Source organism: Microbacterium resistens NBRC 103078 (assembly GCF_001552355.1).
Lineage (GTDB): Bacteria > Actinomycetota > Actinomycetes > Actinomycetales > Microbacteriaceae > Microbacterium > Microbacterium resistens.
In genome coordinates this window covers 19,829-31,699 of record NZ_BCRA01000020.1, presented here as the reverse complement: position 1 = coordinate 31,699, position 11,871 = coordinate 19,829, and the positions used below count along the sequence as shown (strand labels likewise).

Genomic DNA, 11,871 nt, shown 5'->3' with positions numbered 1-11,871 from the left:
CTCCGCCTCGACCGGTTCCGCGATCGCCTCGGGCTCCGCGACGGGCTCGGACGCGGGCGCGGTGTCGGACTCGGGCGCGGCCTCGACGTCCACCTCGGCCTCGGCGTCCGGCTCGTCCGTCTCGGCGACGACGGTCTCCGGCTCGGCCTCGGCCTCGACGTCCACCGTCTCCTCCGGCGCCGCGAGTGGGGCCGGGGCGTCCGGATGCGCATCCGTCGCCGCGGCCAGGAGGGCGGACTCCTCGGCGGCGCTTTCCGGATCCTCGACCGGTTCCGGATCCGCCTCCGCGTCCTGGGGCGTCGCCGCGTCGGCGTCGGCGTCGGCGGCGTCCTCCTCCGCCCTCACGTCCGCCTCGTCCACGGCGTCCGCCTCGAGGTCGGCGAGCGGCTCTGCCTCGGCATCGTCCTCGGCGTCGTCGGCTCCAGCCGGTGCGACCGACTCCCCCTGCGTGTCGTCCGCGATGGGCTCGACCGCGGCGACCTCGTCCTCAGGCCCCTCTACGGCCAGGACCTCGCTCTCGGAGTCCTCGTTCGCCGGGGTCTCCTCCTCCGCCACGACCTCGTCCGCGGGCTCCTCGTCGGTCGGGGCGCCGTGCGCGGGCTCCTCCTCCGCCAGGGCCTCGCCCTCGACGACCTCCTCGACCTCGGCCGTGGCGTCCTCCGCCTCGTCGGCCGTCTCCACGACCGGCACCGCCTCGGCGGGGAGCTCGATCACGATGTCTGCGATGTCGGAGTCCTCGTGGATGCGTCCGATGGCGCCCGGCTCGGGCACCAGGGCCGCCGGGTCCTCCTCGATCAGGAGCTCGACGTACGGGTCGTCGTCGACGACGTCGTCGTCGGCGAGGTCGTCGTCCTCGTCCACCGGAAGGTTCACCGGGACCTGGGCGGTGACGCCCAGGATCCCGATGGCGGTCGTGTCGACCGCGCCCGCGTCGTCGAGGACGCCGAGGACGTCGTCCTCGTCATCCTTCTTCGGCGTTCTGCGATCTGTGGTCATGGTAGGTGCTCCCCGGAAAGTCTTGTGCGAGCGTGTCGCCCGCACAAGGTTAGTGCGCGGGTCGGATGACGACCAAAAGGTCGCCCGCCTCCACCTGCTGGGTCTGCGCGATCGCGATCCGCTCCACGACGCCCTCGACGGGGGCGGTGATGGCCGCCTCCATCTTCATGGCCTCGATGGAGGCGACGGGCTCCCCCGCCCGCACGGTCGCCCCAGTCTCGCACTTGACGGTGACCACGCCGGAGAACGGGGCCGCCACCTGCCCGGGGACCGACGTGTCCGCCTTCTCGACCTCGTGCGCGTCCACGACGATCGACCGGTCCCGGACGAACACGGGGCGCAGCTGCCCGTTGAGCGTCGTCATGACGGTGCGCATCCCCTTCTCGTCCGCTTCGCCGATCGCCTCCAGGCCGACGTAGAGCTGCACGCCCTTGTCGATCTCGACGAGATGCTCCTGGCCGGGGACCAGGCCGTACAGGTAGTCCGCGGTGTCCAGGACGGACAGGTCGCCGAACAGCTCCCGCACCTGGGCGAGGTCACGGGTCGGCGCGGGGAAGAGCAGCCGGTTGAGCGTCTGGCGCCGGGTCGTGGCGTCCGCGCCCAGCGCCGCCGCGTCCTCGTCCGAGATGTCGGTGATGCCGACCGGCACGGTGCGACCGGCGAGGACCTTCGTGCGGAAGGGCTCGGGCCACCCGCCCGGCAGGTCACCGAGCTCGCCGGCCATGAAGCCGACGACCGAGTCGGGCACGTCGTAGCGCTCCGGGTTGGCGGCGAAGTCCGCCGGGTCCGCGCGCACCGCCGCGAGATGCAGTGCCAGATCGCCCACGACCTTGGACGACGGCGTCACCTTCGGGACGCGGCCGAGGATCGCATCGGCCGCCGCGTACATGTCCTCGATCAGCTCGAAGTCGTTCTCGAGCCCGAGCGCCTTGGCCTGCTGACGCAGATTGGAGAGCTGGCCGCCGGGGATCTCGTGGTGATACACGCGCCCGGTCGGGCCGGGCAGGCCCGCCTCGAACGGGGCGTACTGGTGCCGGACCGCCTCCCAGTACGGCTCCAGATCCGACACGGCCGCGAGCGACAGTCCCGTGTCCCGCTCCGTGTGCGCGAGCGCGGCGACGAGGGCGGACAGCGAGGGCTGACTGGTCGTGCCGGACAGCGGAGCGGACGCGGCGTCCACGGCGTCGACGCCGGCCGCGCTGGCGGCCAGGAGCGTCGCGAGCTGGCCACCAGGGGTGTCGTGCGTGTGCAGGTGCACCGGCAGCTCGAAGCGGTCGCGCAGCGCGGAGACCAGGCGCGCAGCCGCCGCCGGCCGCAGGAGTCCCGCCATGTCCTTGATCGCGAGCACGTGGGCGCCGGCCTCGACGATGTCGTCCGCGAGGCGCAGGTAGTAGTCCAGCGTGTAGAGGCTCTCGGCGGGGTCCATCAGATCGCCGGTGTAGCAGAGGGCGACCTCGGCGACCGTGGTCCCGGTGGCACGGACGGCGTCGATCGCGGGCCGCATCTGGGAGACGTCGTTGAGCGCGTCGAAGATGCGGAACACGTCGATCCCCGATGCCGCGGCCTCCTGGACGAACGCCTCGGTCACAGCCGTCGGGTAGGGGGTGTACCCGACGGTGTTGCGGCCGCGCAGCAGCATCTGGATCGCCACGTTCGGCAGCGCCGCGCGGAGCTTGTCCAGACGCTCCCACGGGTCCTCGCCGAGGAAGCGCAGCGCCACGTCGTACGTCGCCCCGCCCCACGCCTCGACCGACAGCAGCTCCGGCGTCAGCCGTGCCAGGTAGGGCGCCGCCGCGACGAGGTCGCGCGTGCGCACCCGCGTCGCGAGCAGCGACTGGTGCGCGTCGCGGAAGGTCGTGTCCGTGACCGCCACGCCGCTCTGCGCACGCAGCGCCCGGGCGAACCCTTCCGGGCCGAGCTCGAGCAGACGCTGGCGCGATCCCGGCGCAGGTTCGGCCGCCAGATCGATCTCGGGGAGCTTCAGGCGCGGGTCCGCGTGACCGGGGTGCTCGCCGTTCGGCTTGTTGACGGTGACGTCGACGAGCCAGTTGAGGATCTTGGTGCCGCGGTCCTTCGACACCCGGCCCTGCAGCAGCTCCGGGCGCTCGTCGATGAAAGAGGTGCTGATGTCCCCCGCGACGAACGAGGGGTCGTCCAGGAGCGCCTGCAGGAACGGGATGTTGGTCGACACGCCGCGGATGCGGAACTCGGCCAGCGCGCGGCGTGCCCGGGCCACGGCGGCGGGGAAGTCCCGGCCCCGGCAGGTCAGCTTGGAGAGCATGGAGTCGAAGTGCGGGCTGATCTGCGCGCCCTGGTGCACCGTGCCGCCGTCGAGACGGATCCCCGCGCCGCCGGGCGAACGGTAGGTCGTGATCTTGCCCGTGTCGGGGCGGAACCCCTGCGTGGGGTCCTCCGTCGTGATGCGGCACTGCAGCGCGGCGCCGCGCTGGCGGATCTCGTCCTGTCGCAGCCCGAGGTCGGCGAGGGTCTCCCCCGCGGCGATGCGGAGCTGGGTCTGCACGAGGTCGACGTCGGTGATCTCCTCCGTGACGGTGTGCTCGACCTGGATGCGCGGGTTCATCTCGATGAAGACGACCTCGCCCGCCCGGTCGCCGGCGGTCTCCAGCAGGAACTCCACGGTCCCCGCGTTCTCGTATCCGATCGAGCGGGCGAAGGCGACCGCGTAGCCGTGCAGGGCGGAGCGGGTCTCGTCGTCGAGGTTCGGCGCCGGAGCGATCTCGACGACCTTCTGATGGCGTCGCTGCACCGAGCAGTCCCGCTCGAACAGATGGACGGTCTCACCGGTCTTGTCCGCCAGCACCTGCACCTCGATGTGGCGAGGGCGCACGACGGCCTGCTCCAGGAACATCCGCGGGTCTCCGAAGGCGCTCTCGGCCTCGCGCATCGCCTCGGCCAGGGCCGGTGCCAGCTCCCCCATGGTCTCGACGCGCCGCATGCCGCGCCCGCCCCCGCCCGCGACCGCCTTCGCGAACAGCGGGAAGCCGATCCCCTCGGCCTGCGCCACGAGGGCCTCGACGTCGTCCGACGCCTCGGTCGAGCGCAGCACCGGAACCCCGGCCTCGATCGCGTGCCGCTTCGCCTCGACCTTGTTCCCCGCCATCTCCAGGACGGCGGCGGGCGGGCCGATGAACACGATGCCGTTGTCCGCGGCCTTCGCCGCGAGATCGGGGTTCTCCGACAGGAACCCGTAGCCGGGGTAGATCGCGTCCGCTCCGCTCTCCACGGCCACGCGGATGATCTCGTCCACGTCGAGGTAGGCACGGACCGGGTGCCCGCGCTCCCCGATCTCATACGCCTCGTCGGCCTTCAGCCGGTGGAGGGATCCGCGGTCCTCGTGCGGGAACACCGCGACCGTGCGCGCCCCCGCTTCGAATGCCGCTCGGAAGGCCCGGATCGCGATCTCACCGCGATTGGCCACAAGGATCTTCTGGAACATGCGCACCTCGTGTGCTCGATGCGCGCGCGGAAAGCGCGCGCATGGGCGGGGCTGAGTGTTTCCCCAGCCTAGGGGACGGTAACGTGGTCTCCGTGCACGTACTCAGCGTCAGCTCTCTCAAGGGAGGCGTCGGCAAGACGACGGTGACCCTCGGACTCGCCTCGGCGGCCTTCGCCCGCGGCATCCGCACCCTCGTCGTCGACCTCGACCCGCAGTCCGACGTGTCCACCGGGATGGACATCCAGGTCGCCGGCCGGCTCAACATCGCCGACGTCCTGGCCAACCCCAAGGAGAAGGTCGTCCGCCAGGCGATCACGTCCAGCGGATGGGCGAAGGTGCACCCGGGGACCATCGACGTCCTCATCGGGAGCCCCTCGGCGATCAACTACGACGGTCCGCACCCGAGCGTGCGCGACGTGTGGAAGCTCGAGGAGGCCCTCGCGTCCGTCGAGGCCGACTACGACCTCGTGCTCATCGACTGCGCCCCGTCGCTGAACGCGCTGACCCGCACCGCCTGGGCCGCGAGCGACCGGGTCATGGTCGTCACCGAGCCGGGTCTGTTCTCGGTGGCCGCCGCGGACCGCGCCCTGCGCGCGATCGAGGAGATCCGGCGAGGGCTCTCCCCCCGGCTGCAGCCGCTGGGCATCGTCGTGAACCGCGTGCGTCCGCAGTCCATCGAGCACCAGTTCCGCATCAAGGAGCTGCGCGACATGTTCGGCCCCCTCGTGCTCAGCCCCCAGCTTCCCGAGCGCACCTCGCTGCAGCAGGCGCAGGGCGCGGCCAAGCCGCTGCACATCTGGCCCGGCGACTCGGCGCAGGAGCTCGCCGCGGACTTCGACACGCTGCTGGACCGCATCATCCGTACGGGCCGGATCCCCGTGCCCGAGACGACGCGCCCCTGACCGGCGCGAACGCCGCCAGGAACACAGAAGAGCCGGTCCCGCGGGACCGGCTCTTCTCGTCGGGAGTAGGACCGAGGTCAGGCCGTACGGCGCGCGCGGCGCGCGGCGAGCTCGTCGACCGCATCGGGAACCGCCGGATCGAAGGCCACGAGTGTGGACTCGACCTCGCGCAGCACCTTGCCGACGGCGATGCCGAAGACGCCCTGCCCGCGGCTGACGAGGTCGATCACCTCGTCGTTCGAGGTGCAGAGATACACCGAGGCACCGTCGCTCATGAGCGTGGTGCCGGAGAGGTTGCGGATGCCCGCGGCGCGCAGCTGCTCCACCGCCGTGCGGATCTGCTGCAGCGAGATCCCGGTGTCCAGCAGGCTCTTCACGAGCTTGAGCACCAGGATGTCCCGGAAGCCGTACAGGCGCTGCGAGCCGGACCCGCTCGCGCTGCGGACCGTGGGGACGACGAGCTCCGTGCGCGCCCAGTAGTCCAGCTGGCGGTAGGTGATCCCCGCCGCCCGCGCGGCGACGGCGCCGCGGTAGCCCACCTCGTCGTCCATGGCGGGAAGACCGTCGGTGAAGAGGAGCTCGTCCCCGAATGACGGATCGTCACGACGCTCGTCGGCGCTCATGCCCATCCCCTCCTCAAGAAGTCGATACCTCCACGCTAGAGCAGTGCCCGACCCCGGACAATGACATCCGGCGCAGCGCGAAGGTGTGTCGCAACCAGTTCGTTACGACAGCAACCGCGCCAGCGCGTCCTTGACGAGGATCGTGCGGACGTCGTCGAGTCTGGCCGCCAACTCGGGGGCGATCTCCCCCGCTTTTCCGCGCGAGGCGGCGTCCGTGCGGCGCAGCAGCGTCGTCAGCGCGGACTGCACGAGAGCGACGTCGCGTTCCGCGCTCTGACGGAGAGGCCGGAGATGACGCGGCTCGATTCCGTGGCGGTCCAGGGCGACGAGCGCTCGCAGCAGCGCCACCGCGTTCTCGGGGAACGTGTCGGCCGGCGCGATCATGCCGCCGGAGATGGCGTCATTGAGGAGCTGCGACGACGCGCCGGTCGCCGCGAGGAGCTCCTCACGGCGATAGCGGCGCGGACTCGCCACGATCGAGACCGGCAGCTCGGCGCCGGAGGCCGCACCGCCTGCGTCCATCGCATCGAGGTGCTCACGGATGACGTCCAGCGGCAGGTAGCGGTCGCGCTGCAGCGTGAGCGCCAGCCGCAGCCGCTCCAGATCCGACGGCGAGAACTTCCGGTAGCCCGACTCCGTGCGGGCCGGGGACACGATGCCCTCGCTCTCGAGGTAGCGCAGCTTGCTGGCGGTCAGCTTGGGGAACTCGGGGGCGAGCCGTGCGAGCACCTGACCAATGCTCAGCAGGCCCGTGGGCGCGGAGCGCTCACGGGCGGACGACGACGCCATCAGTCGTTCGCCACCGCGACGTCGACGGGCGAGAGGAAGAAGTTCAGACGGAACTTGCCGACGCGCAGCTCGAAGCCGTTCCCGAGCGGGCTGCGATCGACCCGTTCCCCGTTGACATAGGTCCCGTTGAGGGAGCGCTGGTCGACGATCTCGAACGCCGTGCCCGTGCGGATGACCTCCGCGTGACGGCGCGAGACCGTGACGTCGTCGAAGAAGATGTCCGCCTCGGGGTGACGGCCGATCGTCGTCACGTCGGTGTCGAGGAGGTAGCGGGCGCCGGCGAGGGCTCCCGAGCGGACCAGCAGCAGCGCCGACCCCGAAGGGAGCGCGGCGATCGCGGACTGCTCGACCTCGGTCAGCTCGGCGGCGAAGGGCACGAAGGAGAGATCGGAATCGTGCCCGAACGTCTGCGTGGTGTCGTTCTGTCCGTCGGCACCGCGTCGGATGGCGGATGCGCCGTCCGGGATCTCGTTCTGTGACACGATCGTCCTCCCTCTGGCTCCCCAGACTATCGGATGCGAAGGGCGCTGCGGGAGGCGGATCCGCGCGAGGGACACCGCGATAGGCTGGAGCCATGCCACATTACGATGTCGTCATCCTCGGCGCGGGCCCTGGCGGCTACGTCGCCGCCGTCCGCAGCGCTCAGCTCGGACTGTCCACCGCCATCATCGAGGAGAAGTACTGGGGCGGTGTCTGCCTCAACGTCGGCTGCATCCCCTCGAAGTCGCTCCTGAAGAACGCGGAGATTGCGCACACCTTCACGCACAAGGCCGAGTTCTTCGGCATCTCCGGCGATGTGCACTTCGACTTCGGCGCCGCGTTCGACCGCAGCCGGAAGGTGGCGGAGACGCACGTCAAGGGCATCCACTTCCTGATGAAGAAGAACAAGGTCACCGAGTACGAGGGACGCGGCACCTTCACCGGCCCGAAGGCGATCTCGGTCGCCAAGGCGGACGGCACGACCGAAGAGGTCACGTTCGACAACGTCATCATCGCGACCGGCTCGACGGTCCGCCTGCTGCCCGGCGTCCAGCTCAGCGACAACGTCGTCACCTTCGAGGAGCAGATCCTCACGCGCGACCTGCCCGAGTCGATCGTCATCGTCGGCGCCGGCGCCATCGGCATGGAGTTCGGCTACGTGCTGGCGAACTACGGCGTGAAGGTCACGATCATCGAGTTCCTCGACCGCGCCCTCCCCAACGAGGACGCCGAGGTCTCCAAGGAGATCCAGAAGCAGTACAAGAAGCTGGGCATCGAGATCCTCACCTCGACCGCGGTGAAGACCGTCACCGACAACGGCTCCTCGGTGCACGTCACCTACGAGACGCGCGACGGCCAGCCCGGCGAGATCACCGCCGGCAAGGTGCTCATGTCCGTCGGGTTCGCGCCGCGGGTGGAGGGCTACGGCCTGGAGAACACCGGCGTGAAGCTGACCGAGCGCGGGGCGATCGACATCGACGACCACATGCGCACCAACGTCGAGGGCATCTACGCCATCGGCGACGTGACCGCGAAGCTGCAGCTGGCCCACGTGGCCGAGGCCCAGGCCGTCGTCGCCGCCGAGACCATCGGCAAGGCCGAGACCATGACGCTCGGCGACTACCGCATGATGCCCCGCGCCACCTTCTGCCAGCCCCAGGTCGCCAGCTTCGGCCTCACCGAGGAGCAGGCGAAGGCCGAAGGCCGCGAGATCAAGGTCGCGAAGTTCCCGTTCAGCGCGAACGGCAAGGCCAACGGCCTCGGCGAGCCCGTCGGCTTCGTCAAGCTGATCGCCGACGCCGAGCACCTCGAGCTCATCGGCGGCCACCTCATCGGGCCGGACGTCTCCGAGCTCCTGCCCGAGCTGACCCTGGCCCAGAAGTGGGACCTGACCGCGCTCGAGGCGGCCCGCAACGTGCACACGCACCCGACGCTGTCGGAGGCGCTGCAGGAGGCGTTCCACGGCCTCGCCGGGCACATGATCAACCTCTGAGCTCCCGCCAGGTACTCGAGACCCCCTCTCCCCGCCGAAACCCCCTCTGGGACGCGCGGCGGAGAGGGGGTCTCGTCGGTGGAGGGGGGTTTCGCGTCGAGCGAGGGATCGGTCAGGCGCCGCGCATGGTGACGAGGTCCGCCGTCCGCTCACGCAGCGGCGGCGAGCCGAGCACCCGGAGAAGCGTCTCCCGCGCGGGGACGGCGATCCCGGAGACCGGGCGTCCCATGGCCATGTAGAACGCAGCGCGGCGCTGCGCCCGGACCGCAGACCGCTGACGGGCCCGGGCGTACTCCCGGAGCCCCTCGGCCGGGCGTGCGTCCCCCGTTCCGCGCCTCCGCGCGGCGAGAAGCACGGGGGCGAGCGCGCGAGCGTCGGCCCAGCCCAGGTTCATCCCCTGCCCTCCGATCGGGCTCGTCTCGTGCGCGGCGTCGCCCAGGAGGACGATCCGACCGGACCACAGCGGATCGGCGCGATGCTGAGCCGCCAGGAACACCGCGGGGCGGGCGTCCTCCGGGATCGCCGGGGCCGCACCGAGGCGGCGCGCGATCTCGTCCCGGAACGACGCGGCCGTGAGCTCCGGCCGATCCCCGCGGCTGCGGAGGACCCAGCGGCGACGGTCGCCAGGAAGCGGGAAGGACTCGACGAGCCCTCCGGGCTCGCAGTGCAGCCGCGCCACGCGGCCCGGCGCCGGATCCGCCACATCGACCATCGCGTACCAGGCCCGGCCCCGCCGTGGTCGCCACCTCGTCCCCATCGCGTCCCTGATGGCGCTGCGGACGCCGTCCGCGGCCACCAGGAACGCCGCGGACTCCTCTCGCTCCCCCGCCGCATCGGTCAGCTGCACGCGGACGTCGGCGCCGGTGTCCGCCACCGCGGTCACTTCGCACCCCTCGCGCAGCCCGACGCCGCTCGACGCCAGACCATCGCGCAGCACCGCGTCGGTGCGCTCCTGGGCCAGGGTCAGCACGGACCGGTGCCCGCCGAACGACACCGCGGCGAGCACCCGCCCGCGCGAGTGCACCTCGCCCCGGTCCAATGCGAGCGCCTCGGCCCGCACGGCGTCTCCGCACCCCGCCGCGTCCAACGCGGCGAGGCCGGGAGGATGGATCCCGATCGCGCGGGAACGGGCGTCGGGTCCGCGCCTGCGCTCGCACACGAGCACGTCCGCCCCGTCGCGCGCGAGCAGCCGGGCCAGGAGAAGCCCCACCGGCCCGGCCCCGACGACGATCACGTCATGGGTCACGGGGTCCCGCCTCCGTGCGCAGCTCCAGGCGGGCGGGGAGGCGTCGCCGCACGTGCCACCCGGGAGGGACCACCGCCCGCAGCTCGGCCGCCGTGTAGGAGCGTCGGATGCTCAGAAGCCCGTCCTCCCGGATGAACGATCCCGACAGGACGCCGCCCTCCAGAGGACGCGTCGCTGCGGCGAACAGCGCGTACGCGGCCCGACTGCGGGCGATGTCATGGTGGAGCGCCACGCCGCCGCCGCGGATCAGGTGTCGGGAGTCGTTGAGGAGATCCTGCACCTCGTCGGTCGAGAGGTGGTGCAGGAGGTGATTCGACAGCACCACGTCGTAGGCGTCCCCCTCCCGCACGAGATCGCGGGTCGTGCCGCAGCGGTACTGCACGCCGGCGCCGTCGTCGTGCGCGGACGCCCAGGCCGTGGCCCGGCTGTCCGGGTCGAGAGCCGTGACGACGGCTGCGAGTCCCTCCCGACGCAAGCGCGCCGCGATCGCGCGGCACCGGTCGCCGCCCCCGGACCCGACGTCGAGGATACGGACCGGCCCCCGTCGTGCGCGGGGCCGGATCTCGCGGCGATGGAGCCCCCGCCACCCGGACACGACGGCGTTCACGAGCGGGAACAGCGCGTACGTGCGCTCCAGAGCCCGCGGATCGGCGTGCGGGTCGTCCATCCGCTCCCGCACGTCGATCGCACGCCGGGACAGGTCAGGCCCCATGCGCGCCGGCGACCACCGTGAACAGGGCGCTCTCGGCCGTCAGCCCCGGCCCGAAGGCCATCGCCATCGTCCGCTCTCCGTCTCGCGCGCCCTCCTCCTCCAGGATGCGACGGAGGACGAACAGCACGGTCGCGCTGGACATGTTCCCGTAGCGCCGGAGGGTCTCCCTCGCGGGCCCGAGCTGGCGGTCGCTCAGACGCATCCGCTCCTGCACCCGGTCCAGGATGCTGCGCCCGCCCGGATGGATCGCCCAGTGCGTGACCGCTGTCCCGAGTCCATCTCGTTCCGCGGCCTCGGCCACTGCCGCGTCCCTCGCCCACAGCGGGCGCAGCGCCGCTTCGATGTTCTCGCCGATGAGCTGCGGGACGGCGGTGGAGAGGACCATCTCGAACCCGGTGTCCCCGATCGTCCAGGCCATGTCCTTCTTGCCTTCCGGGACCAGGGCGGTATGGAATCCGTCCACCCGGAACCCCGCCAGACCGGCCTCCGAGGGGCGCGCGGTCACGATGCCCGCCGCCGCACCGTCGGCGAACAGCGACGAGGCGACGATCGTATCGGGATCCGACGAGGAGCGCAGATGCAGGGTGCACAGCTCGACGCTGACCACGAGCACGACCGCCTCCGGGTCCGCCGCACAGAACTGGGCCGCCGCGCGCAGCGCCGGAATGGATGCATAGCAGCCCATGAACCCGAGGTGATAGCGCTGGACGTGATCCCCCAGTCCCAGGGCCCGGACGATCTCGTAGTCCGGGCCGGGTGCGTGGAACCCGGTGCAGGACACGGTGACCACGTGCGTCACGTCCCCCGCCTCAATGTCCGGGTCCGCATCCAGCGCGGCCTGCGCGGCCGCGACGAAGAGCACGCGCGCCTCGCGCGCGTAGATGTCGTTGCGAACCATCGTCCCCGGCGACAGGAGCGCGCCCGACGCCCGGTCGTAGAAGAGCGGCGTCGGCTCTCCGCTCTCCGTCGACAGCTCGTCGAGCACGGTGTGCCGGGTCTCGATCCCGGACCCGTCGAACGACGCCGTCACGATTCGCTTCGCGAGTCGGCTCACGTCGGGTTGGGCGGCGAAGACGTCCCGGACCTCCTCTTGCTTCAGGATCGTGTGCGGCACGATCGTCCGCAGGGAACGCAGCACGGCGGGGCGGCTCATGGGGACACTCAAGCACGCCCG

9 protein-coding genes and 1 pseudogene are annotated in these 11,871 nt (G+C 71.6%); 2 read left to right on the top strand and 8 right to left on the bottom strand.

Annotation, left to right across the window (positions count from 1 at the left end; all coding sequences use genetic code 11):
- A pseudogene (locus MR1_RS04460) lies at positions 1 to 996 on the bottom strand (hypothetical protein); the annotation flags it as partial.
- 49 nt (positions 997 to 1,045) lie between these two features.
- Positions 1,046 to 4,453, bottom strand: a complete 3,408-nt coding sequence (locus tag MR1_RS04455) for a pyruvate carboxylase (RefSeq protein WP_067243475.1) — start codon at positions 4,451 to 4,453, stop codon at positions 1,046 to 1,048.
- Positions 4,454 to 4,545: 92 nt separating this feature from the next.
- Between MR1_RS04455 and MR1_RS04450 the strand changes: the two genes are divergently transcribed.
- Positions 4,546 to 5,355 carry a ParA family protein gene (locus MR1_RS04450; protein WP_067243479.1) on the top strand — a complete coding sequence of 270 codons (810 nt, stop codon included), beginning with the start codon at positions 4,546 to 4,548 and terminating at the stop codon, positions 5,353 to 5,355.
- Between the two features lie 77 nt (positions 5,356 to 5,432).
- On the opposite strand, the gene MR1_RS04445 is transcribed toward MR1_RS04450, so the two are convergent.
- The 3 genes from MR1_RS04445 to MR1_RS04435 form a co-directional block, all read right to left on the bottom strand.
- Positions 5,433 to 5,978 carry a MerR family transcriptional regulator gene (locus MR1_RS04445; RefSeq protein WP_067243478.1) on the bottom strand — a complete coding sequence of 182 codons (546 nt, stop codon included), beginning with the start codon at positions 5,976 to 5,978 and terminating at the stop codon, positions 5,433 to 5,435.
- Between the two features lie 102 nt (positions 5,979 to 6,080).
- Positions 6,081 to 6,767 (bottom strand): transcriptional regulator FtsR, encoded by a 687-nt coding sequence (gene ftsR, locus MR1_RS04440; protein ID WP_067243474.1) that lies wholly within the window; start codon positions 6,765 to 6,767, stop codon positions 6,081 to 6,083.
- Complete coding sequence (locus MR1_RS04435; RefSeq protein WP_084344371.1) at positions 6,767 to 7,249, bottom strand: FHA domain-containing protein; 483 nt, start codon at positions 7,247 to 7,249, stop codon at positions 6,767 to 6,769. The genes ftsR and MR1_RS04435 overlap by 1 nt, the downstream gene beginning before the upstream one ends.
- Before the next feature lie 92 nt (positions 7,250 to 7,341).
- Here MR1_RS04435 and lpdA point away from each other — a divergent pair, with 92 nt between their 5' ends.
- A complete protein-coding gene (lpdA, locus tag MR1_RS04430; RefSeq protein WP_067243473.1) occupies positions 7,342 to 8,739 on the top strand; it encodes a dihydrolipoyl dehydrogenase in 1,398 nt (465 codons plus the stop codon).
- Between the two features lie 112 nt (positions 8,740 to 8,851).
- Here lpdA and MR1_RS04425 read toward each other — a convergent pair whose 3' ends face one another.
- The 3 genes from MR1_RS04425 to MR1_RS04415 are packed head-to-tail and all read right to left on the bottom strand — an operon-like array spanning position 8,852 to position 11,850.
- Positions 8,852 to 9,985, bottom strand: a complete 1,134-nt coding sequence (locus MR1_RS04425; protein WP_067243472.1) for an FAD-dependent oxidoreductase — start codon at positions 9,983 to 9,985, stop codon at positions 8,852 to 8,854.
- Positions 9,975 to 10,697, bottom strand: a complete 723-nt coding sequence (locus MR1_RS04420; RefSeq protein ID WP_067243471.1) for a methyltransferase domain-containing protein — start codon at positions 10,695 to 10,697, stop codon at positions 9,975 to 9,977. The genes MR1_RS04425 and MR1_RS04420 overlap by 11 nt, the downstream gene beginning before the upstream one ends.
- On the bottom strand, positions 10,687 to 11,850 hold the full coding sequence (locus MR1_RS04415) for a type III polyketide synthase (RefSeq protein ID WP_169797650.1): 1,164 nt from the start codon (positions 11,848 to 11,850) through the stop codon (positions 10,687 to 10,689). Before MR1_RS04415 ends, MR1_RS04420 begins: the two co-directional genes overlap by 11 nt.
- Between the last annotated feature and the right edge of the window lie 21 nt (positions 11,851 to 11,871).

Bases quoted from the DNA above. Each gene is read 5' to 3' on its own strand.
- MR1_RS04455 (WP_067243475.1), bottom strand. From the start codon at position 4,453: ATGTTCCAGAAGATCCTTGTGGCCAATCGCGGTGAGATCGCGATCCGG.
- MR1_RS04445 (WP_067243478.1), bottom strand. From the start codon at position 5,978: ATGAGCGCCGACGAGCGTCGTGACGATCCGTCATTCGGGGACGAGCTC.
- ftsR (WP_067243474.1), bottom strand. From the start codon at position 6,767: ATGGCGTCGTCGTCCGCCCGTGAGCGCTCCGCGCCCACGGGCCTGCTG.
- lpdA (WP_067243473.1), top strand. From the start codon at position 7,342: ATGCCACATTACGATGTCGTCATCCTCGGCGCGGGCCCTGGCGGCTAC.
- MR1_RS04420 (WP_067243471.1), bottom strand. From the start codon at position 10,697: ATGGGGCCTGACCTGTCCCGGCGTGCGATCGACGTGCGGGAGCGGATG.
- MR1_RS04415 (WP_169797650.1), bottom strand. From the start codon at position 11,850: ATGAGCCGCCCCGCCGTGCTGCGTTCCCTGCGGACGATCGTGCCGCAC.